Source organism: Paraburkholderia sp. Clong3 (assembly GCF_050436485.1).
Lineage (GTDB): Bacteria > Pseudomonadota > Gammaproteobacteria > Burkholderiales > Burkholderiaceae > Paraburkholderia > Paraburkholderia tuberum.
Genome location: NZ_JBNDMH010000002.1, coordinates 556,458 through 573,013 on the forward strand (window position 1 = coordinate 556,458; position 16,556 = coordinate 573,013).

At 61.6% G+C, this 16,556-nt stretch carries 19 protein-coding genes; 18 read left to right on the plus strand and 1 reads right to left on the minus strand.

Annotated features, from left to right (window positions below; genetic code table 11):
* Position 1: 1 nt before the first annotated feature.
* From OKW30_RS06890 to OKW30_RS06970, 17 genes are all read left to right on the plus strand, one after another.
* Positions 2 to 397: a hypothetical protein gene (locus OKW30_RS06890; RefSeq protein WP_429346344.1), complete on the plus strand. Its 396-nt coding sequence runs from the start codon at positions 2 to 4 to the stop codon at positions 395 to 397.
* A complete protein-coding gene (terL, locus tag OKW30_RS06895; RefSeq protein WP_429346345.1) occupies positions 354 to 1,931 on the plus strand; it encodes a phage terminase large subunit in 1,578 nt (525 codons plus the stop codon). Before OKW30_RS06890 ends, terL begins: the two co-directional genes overlap by 44 nt.
* Positions 1,928 to 3,508, plus strand: a complete 1,581-nt coding sequence (locus OKW30_RS06900; protein WP_429346346.1) for a DUF1073 domain-containing protein — start codon at positions 1,928 to 1,930, stop codon at positions 3,506 to 3,508. Before terL ends, OKW30_RS06900 begins: the two co-directional genes overlap by 4 nt.
* Positions 3,505 to 4,377 (plus strand): phage minor head protein, encoded by an 873-nt coding sequence (locus tag OKW30_RS06905; protein ID WP_429346347.1) that lies wholly within the window; start codon positions 3,505 to 3,507, stop codon positions 4,375 to 4,377. The genes OKW30_RS06900 and OKW30_RS06905 overlap by 4 nt, the downstream gene beginning before the upstream one ends.
* The gene (locus tag OKW30_RS06910) at positions 4,269 to 6,299 is read left to right on the plus strand and encodes a DUF2213 domain-containing protein (protein ID WP_429346348.1); all 2,031 of its coding nucleotides are present in this window, start codon (positions 4,269 to 4,271) and stop codon (positions 6,297 to 6,299) included. The genes OKW30_RS06905 and OKW30_RS06910 overlap by 109 nt, the downstream gene beginning before the upstream one ends.
* Before the next feature lie 27 nt (positions 6,300 to 6,326).
* Positions 6,327 to 7,217: a phage cement protein gene (locus OKW30_RS06915; protein WP_429346349.1), complete on the plus strand. Its 891-nt coding sequence runs from the start codon at positions 6,327 to 6,329 to the stop codon at positions 7,215 to 7,217.
* Positions 7,218 to 7,298: 81 nt separating this feature from the next.
* On the plus strand, positions 7,299 to 8,402 hold the full coding sequence (locus OKW30_RS06920; protein WP_429346350.1) for a hypothetical protein: 1,104 nt from the start codon (positions 7,299 to 7,301) through the stop codon (positions 8,400 to 8,402).
* 70 nt (positions 8,403 to 8,472) lie between these two features.
* Positions 8,473 to 8,955, plus strand: coding sequence for a hypothetical protein (locus OKW30_RS06925; RefSeq protein WP_429346351.1), 483 nt, complete (start codon positions 8,473 to 8,475; stop codon positions 8,953 to 8,955).
* 17 nt (positions 8,956 to 8,972) lie between these two features.
* Positions 8,973 to 9,407, plus strand: coding sequence for a DUF4054 domain-containing protein (locus tag OKW30_RS06930; RefSeq protein ID WP_429346352.1), 435 nt, complete (start codon positions 8,973 to 8,975; stop codon positions 9,405 to 9,407).
* Positions 9,407 to 9,988 carry a hypothetical protein gene (locus OKW30_RS06935; protein WP_429346353.1) on the plus strand — a complete coding sequence of 194 codons (582 nt, stop codon included), beginning with the start codon at positions 9,407 to 9,409 and terminating at the stop codon, positions 9,986 to 9,988. The genes OKW30_RS06930 and OKW30_RS06935 overlap by 1 nt, the downstream gene beginning before the upstream one ends.
* Positions 9,985 to 10,380, plus strand: coding sequence for a hypothetical protein (locus OKW30_RS06940; protein ID WP_429346354.1), 396 nt, complete (start codon positions 9,985 to 9,987; stop codon positions 10,378 to 10,380). Before OKW30_RS06935 ends, OKW30_RS06940 begins: the two co-directional genes overlap by 4 nt.
* 3 nt (positions 10,381 to 10,383) lie before the next feature.
* Complete coding sequence (locus tag OKW30_RS06945; RefSeq protein ID WP_429346355.1) at positions 10,384 to 10,980, plus strand: phage neck terminator protein; 597 nt, start codon at positions 10,384 to 10,386, stop codon at positions 10,978 to 10,980.
* Positions 10,981 to 11,043: 63 nt separating this feature from the next.
* The gene (locus OKW30_RS06950; protein WP_429346356.1) at positions 11,044 to 12,534 is read left to right on the plus strand and encodes a DUF3383 domain-containing protein; all 1,491 of its coding nucleotides are present in this window, start codon (positions 11,044 to 11,046) and stop codon (positions 12,532 to 12,534) included.
* 82 nt (positions 12,535 to 12,616) lie between these two features.
* Complete coding sequence (locus OKW30_RS06955) at positions 12,617 to 13,051, plus strand: phage tail fiber protein (protein WP_429346357.1); 435 nt, start codon at positions 12,617 to 12,619, stop codon at positions 13,049 to 13,051.
* An 11-nt stretch (positions 13,052 to 13,062) separates the two neighbouring features.
* On the plus strand, positions 13,063 to 13,434 hold the full coding sequence (locus OKW30_RS06960; RefSeq protein WP_429346358.1) for a hypothetical protein: 372 nt from the start codon (positions 13,063 to 13,065) through the stop codon (positions 13,432 to 13,434).
* Positions 13,435 to 13,487: 53 nt separating this feature from the next.
* A complete protein-coding gene (locus OKW30_RS06965; RefSeq protein WP_429346359.1) occupies positions 13,488 to 13,658 on the plus strand; it encodes a transglycosylase in 171 nt (56 codons plus the stop codon).
* The gene (locus tag OKW30_RS06970) at positions 13,642 to 15,738 is read left to right on the plus strand and encodes a phage tail tip lysozyme (protein WP_429346360.1); all 2,097 of its coding nucleotides are present in this window, start codon (positions 13,642 to 13,644) and stop codon (positions 15,736 to 15,738) included. Before OKW30_RS06965 ends, OKW30_RS06970 begins: the two co-directional genes overlap by 17 nt.
* 2 nt (positions 15,739 to 15,740) lie before the next feature.
* Here OKW30_RS06970 and OKW30_RS06975 read toward each other — a convergent pair whose 3' ends face one another.
* Complete coding sequence (locus tag OKW30_RS06975; protein ID WP_429346361.1) at positions 15,741 to 16,097, minus strand: hypothetical protein; 357 nt, start codon at positions 16,095 to 16,097, stop codon at positions 15,741 to 15,743.
* A gap of 123 nt (positions 16,098 to 16,220) precedes the next feature.
* Between OKW30_RS06975 and OKW30_RS06980 the strand changes: the two genes are divergently transcribed.
* Positions 16,221 to 16,553 carry a phage antirepressor KilAC domain-containing protein gene (locus OKW30_RS06980; RefSeq protein WP_429346362.1) on the plus strand — a complete coding sequence of 111 codons (333 nt, stop codon included), beginning with the start codon at positions 16,221 to 16,223 and terminating at the stop codon, positions 16,551 to 16,553.
* Positions 16,554 to 16,556: the final 3 nt, after the last annotated feature.

Sequence of the window (16,556 nt, forward strand, 5' to 3'; positions counted from 1 at the left end):
AATGGCACGACCGAGTTTCAATGCGAACAACGACCAGCGAAAGCTCGTCGAGCAGCTCGCCGCATTCGGCATTCCGCAGGAAGACATGGTGATGCTCGTCCTCGACGCGAACGAGAAGCCGATCTCGGTACCGACGCTGCGGAAGCACTTCCGCAAGGAATTGACCGAGGGGTTGGTCAAGGCCAACACGGCGGTCGCGCAAGCCCTGTTCAAGAAGGCGAAGGCCGGCAACGTGGCGAGCATCATCTTTTGGCTGAAGACCCGCGGTGGTTGGCGCGAGACACCCCAAGCTGTCGAGTTGACGGGCAAGGACGGCGGCCAGATCGAGAGTAGGACAACGGTTGTAACACAGGATGCCGTCAAAGCCGTCATGCAAAAACTTGAGTCCGAGTATTGATCCGGAGGTTGAACGCCTTGTCATAAAGGAAAAGTGCGAAAGCGACCACCTGTTCTTCAGCCGGTATTTCTTCAAGCACCGGCAGGGCATCAAGTTTCGCGTCAACTGGCATCATGTCCTGATCGCCGATACGGTCGAGCGCGTGATTCGCGGGGAGCTGAAGAACGTCGTAATTAACGTGCCGCCGGGCTCGTCGAAGACCGAGTTGGTCGCGATCAATCTGATCGCTCGCGGCCTCGCGAAGAATCCGCGTGCGCGGTTCCTGCACATCTCCTATTCGGATGACCTAGCGCTGCTCAACAGCGAGACGGCGAAGGAAATCGTCTCGTCCGACGAGTATCAGGCACTCTGGCCGCTGACGATCGCTGACGACGCGAAGTCGAAGAAGCGCTGGAACGTCATCGCCGACGGCAAGAAGGCCGGCGGCGTGTACGCGGTTTCGCTCGGCGGCCAGATCACCGGCTTTCGTGCCGGCCACATGGCCGAGGGCTGGCAGGGCGCGATCATCATCGACGACCCGCTGAAGGTCGAGGACGCCTACAGCAAGCCGGCCCGCAACAAGGCCAACCGCAGGCTGATCTCGACGGTCAAGAGCCGGAAAGCGAATCCGGACACGCCGATCATCGTCATCATGCAGCGGCTGGCCGAGGAAGACCCGACGGGCTTCATCAGATCCGGAAAGGTACCGGGCGACTGGGAGTACATCGAGATTCCGGCGCTGATCGACGACGCGTATGTCGAGACGTTGCCCGAGCACATTCAGGAGCTCGTCGACAGCAACGAGCGCGACGAGCACGGCCGCTTTTCGTACTGGCCGTACAAGGAGCCGCTGGACGATCTGCTCGCCACGGAGAAGGCCGACCGTTTCGTGTTCTCGGGCCAGTATCAGCAGCGGCCGACGCCGCTCGGCGGCGGGATTATTCACGGTGCCAAGTTCGGCCGCTATGAGGTGCTGCCGCGCCTGCGGTACCGGAAGGTCTACGCGGACACCGCGCAAAAAACCGAGGAGCGCCACGACTACAGCGTGCTCGAGTGTTGGGGCCACGGTTACGACAACCACATCTACCTGATCGACCTTGTGCGAGGGAAGTGGGAAGCGCCCGAACTCAAACGGCGCGCGAAGGACTTCTGGAACAAGCACGCTGCCATCGGCGCGGGCGACCCCGACGCGCCAGTGCTGCGGCAGATGGTTGTCGAGGACAAGGCGAGCGGTACCGGTCTGATTCAGGAAGTGAAGAGCGAGGGCGGCGTGCCGGTGGTGGGCATTGGCCGCGACAAGGACAAGCTCATGCGGGTGATGGACGTCGTGAGCCATATCGATTCGGGGAACGTCTACGTGCCGCTCAACGCACCGTGGGTCAGCGATTTTATTGGCGAGTGCGAGGCGTTCACGCCCGACGACACGCACGAGCACGATGACCAGATCGACCCGATGGTGGATGCGATCGCCGACATGCTGGGTGGAGCGGGGCCGATGGTGGTCAGCGCGGACACAGTCAAGCAATTTGCCCGAATGGGTCGAACACGTACATGAACCGCAGGCAACGCAAGAAAAACCGCATGGCGGAGCAGGTGAGCCAGAACGCGCCGGCCGAGCAGGTGAAGGCCATCGCGATGAAGGTATCGGCCGAGGCCGTCCTCGCGATGCGCGCGAAGTCGCCGACGCGTAAGAAGCCATCCAGCCGCAACGTCTTCCGGCCGTACGAGCCGATGAAGGGCGTGCTGCCGACAGGCGACACTGGCGCGCGCATCGCGATGGATGCGGCGTTCGACGCGAATGCCGCGTCGGCGATGGGGCTGCTCGAGAACGTCAATGCTGCCTTCGGCGAAGGCTATGCGTTCCCCGGATTCGCCACGCTGGCGAACTGGGCGCAAATCCCTGAGTTCCGCAAGCCCGCCGAGGTGTATGCGCGCGAGATGACGCGCAAGTGGATCAAGATTCAGGCGACGGGGGAGAAAGACAAGTCCGACAAGATCAAACAGATCGAGGCGGAGTTCAAGCGTTTGAACGTTCGCGCGAAGATGCGCGAGGCGATCGAGCAGGACGGGTTTTTCGGTCGCTCGCAGATCTACGTCGACCTCGGCACAGGGTCGGGGCCCGACGCGCGCGACGAATTGAAAACGGAACTCGTCGAGTCGCCGGTCAAGGTCGGCAAAGGCTCGATCAAGCGCCTAACCGTGATCGAGCCGATCTGGACATATCCGAACCGGTTCAACGCCAACGATCCGCTCGACCCGACGTTCTACAAGCCGGAAAGCTGGTTCGTGATGGGTAAGGAAATTCATTCGAGCCGCCTGCTGACAATCGTCTCGCGTGAGGTACCGGACATTCTGAAGCCAGCGTACGCCTTCGCCGGCTTGTCGCTCACGCAGATGATGAAGCCCTATGTCGATAACTGGCTCCGTACGCGGCAGTCGGTGTCGGACCTAATTCATGCATTCACGGTGTGGACGCTTGCGACCGACATGGCGCAAGTGATCGCAGGCGGTGGCGCGGAAAACTTTTACAACCGCATGGAGATTTTCAATCTCGCGCGCGACAACCACGGCGTGAACGCGATCAACAAAGACACCGAGGAATTCAGCAACGTGTCGGCGCCCCTCGGCGGCCTCGACAAGCTGCAGGCGCAGTCGCAGGAACAGCAGTGCGCACCATCCGGGCTTCCTTTGGTGTACCTCACCGGCATCACGCCGGCGGGCCTGAACGCTTCCAGTCAGGACGAGATCGAAGTTTTTCAGGACACCATTGCGGCGAATCAGGAAATATACACGCCGCACGTGTCGAAGATTCTCAACCTCGTGCAGCTGTCGCTGTTCGGCGAGATCGACCCGGAAATCGGGTTCGCCTGGAACCAACTCAAGGTCATCACCGAGGAGCAGAAGGCGAACATCCGCAAACTCAACTCGGAGACGGACCGGAACGATATCGAGGCTGGTGTGCTTTTCCCCGTAGAGCGCCGCACGCGTATCTCGAACGAGGAGGATTCGCCGTATCCGGCGCTCGATCTCGACCGTGAACTGCCGGAGCCCGTCACCGAGAGCGGTCGACCGGGCCCGAACGAGTTCGGGCTGGAGGAGCACGAGAACCAGCCGCAGATGGTGCCAGCATGACGCGCGCGCCGGCACGCCGGCGGTCGATCGTGCTTGGCGCCATACACCCGAACGCGGGACTCGAAGCGGCATACCGCCGGAAGCTCGAAGCGCTCGTCGACGAGATGCACGCGAGCCTGCTGTACTGGCTGCGGGCTAGCTACCGCGCTAACTCGCCGGAGATCGCCCAGGACGCAATGAGTCCCGCGATGGCGCTGCGCGCGGCCATGCGCAAGCTGGCGATCCGGTGGTTGAAACGCTTTGACGAAGCCGCGCCGGAACTGGCTAAGTATTTCGCAACGAATGCCACAGCGCGCGTCGACGGCTCATTGAAGTCGATCCTGAAGCGCAGTGGATTTGCCGTCGAGTTCACGATGACGCGCGAGGCCAACGACGTGATGCAGGCGACGATCGGTGAGCAAGTTGGGCTGATCAAATCGATTGCGTCGCAGCATTTGAGCGAGGTCGAAGGGCTGGTGATGCGCAGCGTCTCGACCGGCCGCGATCTCGGAACCCTGACGAATGAGTTGCAGCAGCGGTACGGGGTGACACGGCGGCGCGCGGCTCTGATCGCGCGTGACCAGAACAACAAGGCCACAGCAACGATTACACGGGTGCGGCAACGGTCGCTCGGCATCACGCAGGCGAAATGGTTGCACAGCAACGGCGGAAAGGAACCGCGCAAGTCGCATCTGGAAGCGGACGGAAAGATCTTCGATATCGACAAGGGAATGCTGATCGACGGTGATTACATCTTTCCCGGGCAGTTGATTAACTGCCGTTGCGTGTCGCGGTCGATCCTGCCTGCACTCACGCTCAGCGACACCGGTACCGCCTCACGTCCGCTGCTCGCTTCGACGATCAAAGGCGCGACGGCGGACGCCGATTAGCGCGCACACCATCCAACAGTAAGGTTCAGACAGCTCGCCTCGTGCGGGCTTTTTTACGCATGGGAAAGAAAGCATCGATGGCAGCAGACGAGCGCATCAAGGGCGCCGGCATCTGCCTGCTGACGCCGCAGCGCGAAGCGTTGTTTCTGCTGCGCAGTTCAACGTCTAACCATCCGGGCGAATGGGATTTTCCGGGCGGCAAGTCGGCCGGCAGCGAAACGCCCGAACAGACGGCAATTCGTGAAACGCGCGAGGAAATCGGCGCGATGCCGTATGGCGAGCTTGGGTTGATGAGCAGCGTCGAAGACCTCGACGGCGTGGACTTCGTGACGTTCCGCATGAACGTCATCCGGAAGTTCAAGCCACGGTTGCAGGTCGAGGAGCACTCCGCGTTCCGCTGGGCTCCGCTCGACAATCCGCCGCAGCCGCTTCACCCCGGAGTAAAGGAAACGATCGAGACGTCGGTCGGAGCGCGCACCGCCGCGGATAGCGTGCGCGGCCTGGCGTTCGATCGCGCGAGCGTGCGAACCGTCGATCAGGACGGCCGCATGCGCATCGAGGTCAGCCACATCTCGAAAGCGATGGTCTGCCCGTACCGCGGCGACGAGATCGTCAGTTACGAGGAGCTCGGGCTCGATCCGAATCGCGCGTACATGCTGCTGCGCGATCCGGATGAACTGGCGAAGTCGGTGCCGACATGGAACAGCGTGCCGTTGCTCAACGATCATGTGCCGGTGAGTGCCGAGGACCACAGGCCGGAATGCGTTGTGGGCGCGACCGGCACCGACGCCACGTTCAACGCGCCGTATCTCGACAATTCGCTCGTCATCTGGGTGCAGGACGCCATTCGCGGCGTCGAGTCAGGCGAGCAGCAGGAAATCAGCTGCGCGTACTACTACAAAGCCGACATGACGCCCGGCGAGTATGAAGGCGTCGCCTACGACGGGGTCATGCGCGACATCCGCGCGAACCACGTGGCGCTGGTGCGCAAGGGCCGTGCGGGCCCCGATGTGCTGGTTGCCGATTCAATCAACCCGATGGGAGTTACGACAGTGAGCAAGTCTCTCAGTAAGAAAGCTGTTATGGCGAAGGGGGCCTTGCTGGCTGTCCTGAAGCCAAAGATCGCCGCGGATGCGGCCCCCGACCTTAATGCGAGTCTGAGTGCGATTCTGGCGGGCGTGAAGCGAAGCAACTGGCTGGCGAAGAAGCCGACCATTGCTTCGGCGATCAAGCCGCTGCTGGCCAAGGATGCCGATATCGAAGACGTGATCGAGCTGCTCGACACGCTCGACGGCGAGAAGGTCGATGACGACGAGGTCGCTGCCGACGATGTTGATCCGAAGATTGAGGGGATTCTCTCCCTGCTTCGCGGCAAGATCAGCGACGAGGATCTCGCGCAGGTTCAGGCGATGCTGACCGCGGCGCCGGCTGCGACGGACGAAACGAACGGCGCGGGGGTAGCCCAGGGCGGGGCGGCCGCGAACCCCACGGCGAAGGACAATCCACCGCAAACGCCCGGCGCGGCCAACGCGAATCCGGGCGATCAGACCAATGAGGAAAACCCGATGAACCGAGCGGCTATGGACAAGGCGATCAAGGTGGCCGTCGATGCCGCGCGAGCGGAGACCGAGCAGGCCACCATCGCGCGCCTGCGCGCGATTCAGGAGGCCGAGGAAGCGGTAAAGCCGTACGTCGGCAAGCTCACCGCCATGGACAGTGCCGACGGCGTCTACAAGGGCGCACTTGAGGTGCTGAAAGTGGACATCAAGGACGTCCACCCGAGCGCCTACAAGGCAATCCTGCTCGCCCAACCGAAACCGGGCGGCGAGCAGCCGCGGCACCGCATCGCGGAAGATTCGGCGATCGCACCGCCAAACGACATGGAAGAGGTTTTTCCGAACGTCCACCGCCTCGGCCGCTAACCCTCGGTCCCATCTCAGGAGCAGATTATGAGTTTTCCCCGACAGGTAAATGTGCAAGCAGCGCCGGCAGTACTCGGCGACTTCTGCGACTCGAACCCGCGAGCGACGGTGAACGCGGGCGAAGCCGCGCTGATTGCAGGTGCCAACGGCGTGACGGTCGGCCGCTTCGCCTGGCTGGATCCGGTCGATCGACGACGCGTGAACAGCTATGGCGCGGGCGAGCCCTCGGGTTTCGTTCGTCGCGATCAGCAGGCACTGATCACCGCGTTCCTCGCCGAGTATGGCCTCGTGATGCCGGTGGGCTCTCCGATCACGCTGTTCAGCGCGGGTGGCTTCTGGGTTCGCAATGACGGCGACGCAACGAGCGCTCGCGACCAACCGGCGTACGCGAACAATTCGACGGGTCAGATCCGCTTCGACAAGAACTGGGCGGGCGCGAGCGTCACCGGGCAAATCGATCCGAACGTCGTCACCGGATCGATTGAAGGTAACACGCTTACGGTGACGGCCGTTACGTCTGGCGTGCTGAGCGTCGGGCAGACGATCAGCGGCGAGGGTGTCGCCGATGGCACGGAGATCATCGGTGTGGACACGGACGGCACGTACGCGGTGAGCATTGCGCAGTCGATCGACTCGACTGAGATCACCGGTTCTGGCGGCACGCTGACCGTGACCGATGTCGACTCGGGCGAGATTGGTGTCGGAGACGCCATTACCGGCGCGAGCGTAGCCGATGGCACCGCGGTGATCGGGCAACTGACCGGCATGGGCGGCGCGGGTACGTACGCGGTCAACATCGGGCAGACGGTCGCATCGGAGGCGATGGAAACGATCGGCGGCACGAAAACGAAATGGGTCGCGGCGTCTGCCGGCGCTCCCGACGAACTCGTGAAGATGACGACCTGGCTGCGAGGCTAAGGCACTTCACACGCTTACGGACAACTATCAACGCAGCAGTGGCGCCTTCGGGCGCCTTTGTTTTTGCTCGAGGAATTCATCATGGCCAAAAAAATGGCGTATGACATGGCGCCGCACGACCAGCGTGTCGCGCTCGACTATCACCGAACCCACTGGGGCATCAACTTTCCCGGCTCGCAGGCGTTCTGCCGGCCCGAATGGAAAGAGGACATCAATCTGGCGATGGACGCGCAGCCGGAATTGATCACCACGCCGAACTCGGGCATTCCGGCATACCTCACGTTCTATACGGACCCCGACATTCTGCAGATTCTCACCGCACCCAACGAGGCGGCGGAGATCTTCGGCGAGGAGAAGAAGGGCGAATGGACATCGTCCGCGCTGATCTTCCCGGTGGTCGAGCGCACGTACGAGGTGTCGAGTTACGGCGACTTCAACAACAACGGTCGTGCCGGTATCAACACGAATTTTCCGCAACGGCAGCCGTATCTCTATCAAACCATCGTCGAATACGGTGAACTGGAGATCGCGCGCGTCGGGCTCGCGAAGATCGGTTTCGTTGCCGAGCAGAAACAGGCGGCGATCGACGGCCTGAACAAGTTCGGCAACCTGACCTACTTCCGCGGCGTCGACGGCCTGCAGAACTACGGTGCGTTGAACGATCCTTCGCTGCACGAGGCGATCACGCCGATTCCGAAGGCGAACGGCGGCGTCGCGTGGCTGAATGGCACGTCGATCAATGCCAGCGCGAACGAGATTTTCGAGGACGTCCAGGCGCTCGTGATCCAGCAGATCAACCAGTCCGCAGGCCGCATCAACACGAAGTCGCGATTCGTCCTCGGCATGTCGCCGAGCCGTGAAGGCGCGATGACCGCAACGAACACTTTCAACGTGAACGTGGCGGACCTGCTGAAGAAGAACTTCCCGAATCTGACGGTCAAGACAGCTATGCAGTACGGAGCGCTTTCGCCGCAGAACCCGCAGGGGTCTGCCATCGGCGAGATCGTTCAGTGCTGGTGCCCGGACGCCGGCGGTCAGAACTCCGGTTACTGCAGCTTCAACGCAAAGCTGTGGGCAGGCCCCGTGGTGCCGGGACTTTCCTCGTGGAGTCAGAAGATGGCTCAAGGGTCGTCGGGCTTCATCCTGCGCCAGCCATTTGCGATGTCGACGATGGTCGGCGCGTAACGCCCAAGCATTTGACCGATTTGAGCAATTCGCGCCCGGCGTTCCCGGGCTTTTTTTTCCGGAGAGAAATGTGGCCACCGAAGAATCCACCAACACCCTTAGGAAGGGCAACAACGTAGCGTCTACCGCCGTCGTGAGTGTCGCGTCCAAATTGCCGATGGATCTGACCATGCGGCTCTACGATTTCCGCGAGCGCAATGAGCCGGTCATGGGCGGCGGCGTGCGCACGTACAAGATCGCCGAACCGCGCCGCGGAGCGAAGACGTTCAAGATTCAGGGGAATTCGTTCCCGCAGAACCAGGGACCACACCAGCAGATCGAATTCGGCTATGCGATCACCCGCGGCATCCCGAAAGCGTTCTGGGAGGAGTGGTTCGAGCAGAACAGCGAGGCGGACTTCATCGTCAACGGCATGATCTTCGCGCACGTCGAGCACGCGAGCACGCTGGCCGAGGCGCGCGAAAAAGAAAAGATGAAGTCGAATGTCGAGCGTCTCGACCCAGCCAACCTGCCGAAGGGGCTGTCCACCTCCGACATGAAGCGGGCGACCTGATCATGGTTTGCGGTGGCGTGGTTCAGTTCTCATACGCCCGCTGGAGCACGCGCTATCCGGAACTCGCGCGGTGGGTCAGCGCCGAGCTGGCGCAGGAGTACTTCAAGGAGGCACAGCTCTACTGCGATAACAGTCCGCAGAGCATTGTGCGCGATCTGTGCGAGCGCGCGCTGCTGCTCAACATGGTGACGGCACATATCGCGGCCTTGAACGCCCCGCTGAACGGCCAGGCTTCGTCGCCACTCGTGGGCAGGATCGGTGGCGCGACAGAGGGCAGCGTGTCGGTGCAGACGCAACTCGATCTGCCGGCGGGCAGCGCGCAGTGGTACGCGCAGTCGAAATATGGGCTGGCTTTCTGGCAGGCGACAGCGAAGTACCGCTCGATGCGCTACGTGCCGGGCCCGGCGCCGATCGTCAACCCGTGGAGCGGGCGCGGCGGGTGGAGGTGGTGATGGCAGGCAAGGCATTTTCGGGTGGCGAGAAGCTCGAGGCATACCTGCGCGAGCTCGCGGCCAAGATCGCGCAGCCGGGCACGCTGGAAGTCGGATTCATGGAGGACGCGACCTATCCCGATGGCACGCCTGTCGCGCTGATCGCCGCGATGAACGAGTTCGGCGGCGAGGTGACGATCCCCGAGCACGAAGTCACGTTGCACCGGAAGATCAACAAGGAGGGGGATTTCCTGAAGGGCGGCCGGTTCGTGAAACAGGCGCAATCGAACTTCGAGACGACCCACCTCGTGCCCGAGCACACCGTGACGATCCCACCGCGTCCGTACTTCCGCGGCATGGTCCAGAAGGAAAGCGGGCACTGGGGCAGCGACATAGGCAAGTTGCTGAAGGCCAACGACTATGACGCGCCGCTCGCGCTCGCGCAGATGGGCGAATTGATTCAGGGCGAGTTGCAGGAATCGATTCGCGACTTTTCCAACCCGCAAAACGCGTCATCAACCATCGCACAGAAAGGCTTCAACGACCCGCTGATTGAAAGTGGGCACATGATGAACAGCACGAGCTACCGGGTGGAAAAATGAACTTGCATAACATCGTCTCAGGTGCGATTGGCACCATCAATCCGTTCGTCGAGGTGACGCTAAAGCGCAGCACCGGCTATGCGACCGCGGCCGACGGGAAGCGCACTCCGGACTATTCTGAGTCGGGCGAAACGGTGCAGGTGCAGGCGCTCAGCGCGGCCGAGCTCCAGCAGCTCGACGGGCTCAACATTCAGGGCGTGTTGCGCAAGGCCTACCTGAATGGTGACTGGCGCGGCGTATATCGGCGCGACAACCAGGGCGGCGACCTTTTTGTCTTCGCCCTTGCGGATTCTGTTCCGCAGTCCCTGCAGGGCACCACGTGGAAGGTCGTTCAGGTCATGGAAACGTGGGCCGACTGGTGTGCGCTCGCTATCCAGTTGCAGATGGACTGACCGATGCGCGCAGAACTTTCCTTCACGGAATCCGAGGCGCTCGCCGCGCTGCGCGCGTTCCTGCTCGGCATCTTGGCCGATGGTATCGAGGTCGTGCAGGGACAGGACAACCGGGTGTCCGAGCCGCAATCTCCTGACTTCGTCGTGATGTGGCCACTGTTGCGCGATCGCCTCGCGACGAACGTCACGCGGTATAGCGACGGGTTTCCCGCCGCACTGTCCGTGAAGCAGGTGTCGCAGTCGACACGGCTGACGGTGCAGCTCGACGTGCACGGCCCGGCAAGCGCCGACAACGCACAGATCATCACGATGCTGTTTCGCGACTCATACGGCGTCGATGCACTGGCCGCATCCGGCATCGAGATCGCGCCGCTTTACACAAGCGAAGCGCGACAGGTGCCGTTTCGCAATGCCGAGAACGAGGTCGAGCGCCGATGGACGATCGACCTTCAATTACAGATCAAGCCTGTCGTCACGGTTGCGCAGGAATTCGCAGACAGCCTGGAAATCGGCACCGCGGGCAACCCGGTAACGGCTGAAACTACGGTCCGACAGGCGTGGAACGGCCTGATCAATGTCGACCGTCTAGCGCATAAGTAATCGTCATCGTCTCTGCACACAGAGCCACCTTCGGGTGGCTTTTTTATTGTCATTGGAGCACCCATGACCCAAGCTATTCCCATCTCGCAGATCGTGAGGGTGTTGCCGAGCGTGCTTAGCGCATCGGGCAACGCCGTCAACCTGAACGGTCTGATTGTGTCGCAATCGGCGGCAATTCCGAACGGACAGGCGATTCCCTTCGCCATCGCTGATGACGTTGCCAGTTACACCGGTGCGCAGTCCATCGAAGCCGAAATGGCGAACATCTACTTCCGCGGGTTCACGAACGGCACGAAGACGCCGGGCACCCTGTATCTCGTTCGATTCAACGAGCAGGCGGCATCCGGGTCGATGCGCGGCGCGTCGCGCGCCTCGATGACGCTCGACGAGCTGAGGGCTGTGAGCGGGACGTTCAGCATTGTGATCGACGGCGTGCAGAAGGACGCTAACGTGGATCTGTCGGACGTCACCAGCTTCTCCGATGCCGCGCAGACTTTGGGCGCGGACCTGGCTGCTGATGTGACTTTCGACTCGCTGCGTCAAGCTTTTGTCGTCACGAGCGGCACGACCGGCGCGTCGTCGTCAGTCACGAGTCCCGGCGGGCTACCAGTACCGGGCTCGCCTGCCGATGTGCTCGGCCTGACGACAGCAGCAGGTGCCACGGTTTCTCCCGGGGCAGATGCGGACGACCCCGGAACGTTCATGGCGAACCTCGTCGACCGACTGACGCAAAACTGGGCCCTGTTCACGACGACGTGGGAACCGGAGACGGCCGATAAAACGGAGTTTTCGAAGTGGGCGAATAGCACTGGCGAGCGGTTCGCGTATGTCGGGTACGACTCCGACCCGAATGCGAAGGTGGCGGGTTCGACGACGACGTGGGGCTACGCGGTGAAGCAGGCGGAAATGGAAGGCACTGTGCCGCTGTTCGGTGACCACACGCACGCCGCGTTCATCCTCGGGTTCGCGGCGTCGCTCGATTTCGACCGCCGCAATGGTCGCGCGACGCTCGCGTTTCGCACGCAGTCGGGCTTGTTGCCGGCGGTGAACAGCGCGTCCGATGCGCTCGCGCTGAAGGCAAACGGCTACAACTTCTATGGCGTATACGCGAACTCCACCGCATCGTGGAACTTCATGTACGCCGGCGTGATTTCGGGCACCTGGGCTTGGCTCGATAGCTTCCTCAACCAGATCTGGCTGAACGCAAACCTGCAGTTGGCGATGGTCCAACTGCTCATGTCGATCAATTCGCTGCCCTACAACCCGCAGGGGGATTCGCTGGTCGACGCCGCGTGCCTCGACCCGATCAGTAAAGCGCTCAACTACGGTGCGATCCGCACCGGTATCGAGCTCTCGTATTCCGAGGTCGCACAGATCCAGAACGCACTCGGTTTCGACGCTTCGATGACGATTCAGGCGAAAGGCTTTTACCTCTACATCGCCCCGGCGACGGCGGATATCCGCGCTGCGCGCGGGAGCCCGCCGATGACTCTTTACTACACAGATGGCGAGAGCATGCAGGCGCTCGACCTCGCGAGCGTCTGTGTGGTGTGACGCCGACCGAACCACGTAACGGTTCCGCTTACGCATCTGGAAGCCGCCTTCGGGCGGTTTTCGCTTTTTCTGGAGTGCCTCGATGGCAACAATTACTTCGGCAAACTCGGCTTTCAGTCTTGCTGTGACGAATCTCTATCCCACGCCGCAGACAATTCAAGGCTATGCGGCTGACGACGCATTCAGCGCCGAGGCGGTGGAAATGGCCGAGATCGTCATGGGCGTCGACGGCCATATGAGCGGCGGTTTCATCTTTAACCCGACGATGCTGCGGGTGGCGATCATGCCCGATTCGCCGTCGCTGCCGGTCTTCGAGAACTGGATGACAGCGCAGCGCACCGCGCGCGAGGTGTACTACTGCAACGGCTCGATTTCGATTCCCTCAATCGCGCGTCGCTATTCGCTCATGAACGGCATCCTGCGAACGGGCAACAAGATGGTGAATGCGAAAAAAGTGCTCGAGTATGTGTCGTTCACAATCGCATTCGAACAGGTCATCGGCGAGGCTACAGCATGACCAGAAAGTCTGTGACCTACACCGTGCAGGCCGAGGGCCGCGACAAGGGAAAGGTTTTCAAGCTCGTTGAAATGCCTGCGGAGCGCGGTGAGAAGTGGGCGATTCGCGCGCTGCTCGCTCTCGGGCGCGCAGGGATGAATATTCCTGAGAGCGCGATTCGTGAGGGCATGGGCGCGATGGCACGAGTCGGCCTGGATGCATTGATGCGTGTCGAATTCCACGAAGCCGAGCCGCTCATCGACGAAATGATGGAGTGCGTCTCGATCATTCCGGATCCTTCGAAGCCAGAAGTCGTGCGCGGCCTCGTTGTCGACGATATCGAGGAAGTGGTCACGCGCGTGGTGCTGCGCCGTGAGGTGTTTCGACTCCACACGGGTTTTTAGACGGCCGTCAAGGACTGGATTTCGGCATTCCTGACGGCCCGAATGTGCCGCTGATGGATTACGCGAATGTGCCGCACTCGATTGGGTTCGCACTCAGCAGCGGACTGTGCACGCTGATCGAACTGCAAACCGTGTATGGCCTGGAAGACATGTGGGACATGATTGAGGTCCATTCGGTCAATATCCACAACCAGAACAAGGTACGAAATGGCGACGATCATTGATGCGCTGCTCGTGACGCTCAAACTCGACACGTCCGGCTACAAGGCTGGCGCGCACGATGCTGAGGCGGCCGGCAAGCGGATGGTTTCGACGCAGAATGAGGTGACCAAGAAGATCACGGAGTCATCGAAAAAAGCAGCCGACGCTCAGATCGCGCAGGTAAAAAAGCAGGAACAGGCGGCGAAGAAGCTGGCCGAGCAGTACGGCAAAGTAAAGCTGGAACTGCTGGACATGGCGGCTGGCACGCTCGCTGCGACTGGCCTCGGGAAAATGATCGGGAGGACCGTCAGCGGTCTCTCGCAGCTCCAGACGCAATCGCAACTGCTTGGATACTCGGCGAACGAGCTGAAGAAGTGGCAGAACGTCATGACGAAGCTCGGCGGCGACCCTGCTGAGTTTAATCAGTTTGCCGCACGCATCGCGAAATTCCGTTCCGATGTGAAGCTCGGGCGACAGGATCAGGCCGACGCGACGCTGCAGGCCGGGATGCAGATGGTCGGCGTTTCGAACAACGCGTTGATGCAGGGATCGTTTCAGGACATCTTCACGCAGATCGCGGGTTCGATGAAGGGCCAGTCAAACGCCGACATTGCCAACCTTCTCGGCAACACACCGGCGCTTGGTTTTGGCTCGGGGATGATCCAGCTCGTCCAGAGCGGCGCGAAGGGAATCGCTGACTCCTACAACAACGCTGCTGGCGCGAACAATCAGGCAGCAGAGGATGCAAAGGGGCTCGATAAGGCCTATCAAGACCTCAAGACGAAAATCGGAATGTCGCTGCAGAACTTCCCGGGCTTCGATGCTGCGATGAAGGAAGCCACGAAAGGGCTCGAAGCGCTGGGCGATCTTGCGTCAGAGCATCCCACGGGTGCCGCAGTCGGTGTCGCCGGCGCAGGGACGATCGGCGCGATCGGTACGTGGCTGCTTGGCCGGTCCGCCGCTTCCAAGTTCCTGCGCATGTTTGCCGGTGCGGGCGCGGAGGCGGGTGCGGCCGGAGCAGCGGGTGCTGCTGGAGCCGGGACGGCCGCCACGGCCGGAACCGCTGCGACGACCGCGGGAGGGAGCTGGCTGAGTGGCGTGGCAGGCACAGCTGCGGAGGCGGCGGCTGCAGGAGAGGGCGCGACATCAGCGACGGGGGCGGCTGCCGCTGCCGGTGGTGGCGCGCTGAGGTGGCTCGGGCCGATCGGTGCCCTGATTTACGGTCTGACACACTCCGAGAGTCTGAACACTGGCGAAGACGAGAAGCTCAAGAAGATTCGCGCGGCCGAGAAGGCGGCGGGTGGCAAGTGGCCCGGCGACACGAAACAGGCAACGCAGGTGTCGAAGGATGCCGCCGGCAAACTGAGCGATGCAGCCACTGCTCAGCAGACCGCATCCAAGGCGCTTGTCGACGCGGCCAAAGACTTTGCGAATGCGATATCTACGAACGCGAGCGCGGCAGAGATGTCATCCGGCGTACCTGTTACGTCGGGCAACGCCAAGGCGGCGGTAGCGGCGTTTATGCGGATGGGGTGGACGAAAGAGCAGGCGAGCGGGATCGTCGCGAACCTGAATGTCGAGAGCGGGCTGCGACCAAACATCAAAGGCGACAACGGAGCCGCTTACGGTGTTGCGCAATGGCATGCCGACAGGCAGGGAGAGTTCAAGCGCGTATTCGGCAAGGACATACACAACTCGACCCTCGATGAGCAGTTGCAGTTCGTGAACTATGAACTGACCAAGGGACGTGAACAAGCCGCCGGGCGCGCGTTGCGCGCAACAACTTCAGCAGGTGAGGCGGGCGGCATTATTTCATCGAGGTACGAGCGTCCCTTGAATGTTGCGGCCGAGATCGAGAAGCGTTCTTCAGCCGCAAGTTCGCTTCACGCCTCGCTCGACGGCGCGTCGCTCGCGCCAATGTACGCCGCCGCGACTCGCTCCCAAGCCGGGGGCACGACGACGACCTCGACTGTCGAAACGAACATCGGCACGGTGAATGTCTACGGCTCAAACACCAACGACGGCCGCGCTGTCGCGTCGGATATGCGCGCTGAAATCAATCAGCATGGCCTTATGGCGAACAGCGCGATTCCGGTCACGTAGCGTTATTTCAGGGGCTTTGGGCCTCGACCGAGACAGGCATCCAACATCCCCATCTTGATCTGATGGGCGGTGTAGTGCGCGAACCGCTGGTCGAAGTAGACTGTGTTGATCATGTTCTTGAGCTGCTTTTCCGACGGGTTCACACCGTCTCCAAATCCTCGTCCTTTCATGCTATCGAACGCGTATTGCGGATCGGCTCCCATGTCTCTGGTCTGCGCAATGCTTCCGTACAGGCCGCTTATCGTATTGCACCGGTCGAAGTCTCTTTGCAAATCAGCGGGAGACGCGGCATGCGAGGCGACGGTCGAGAGCGAGAGCAGGGCGGCGGCAATTGCAGCAACAGCAAGAACGGGTTTCATCTTGTAGTTCTCCGTTGACGGGAGCGGGCATTCTAGCCCGCCGCCCATATCGAAAGAACCGACTGTCAACTTCTGTTACGTGAGCCCTGGGCTAACCCCGAGGGACTTTTTTGGGTTGCGAGAGTGCCGTTAATCCCTTTCCCCGATGTGCCGGCATTGCCCGGTGTGCCGGATCTCAACCGGCTGCCGACGGCGATCGGCGTGCGCACCGGCGCGACGCAATTGCTGCAAGGGCTCGACTATTTCGGGTTGCTGCCGAGCAACACGCCGCAGTGGATCATTGCCGACCGGAACGGCAATGCGCTCGTCGGCTATCAGGAGAAGGTGCAGGCTGGATATCTTGAGCACAAGGTAACTGAAGTATCGCGCTCAGATGGTTCCGAAAAGCTCGTCGAGCAGGTGCGTGTTACGCCGAAGGGTTTGACTCGGTTGGCGCACATACTGGCGAGTAATTGACGC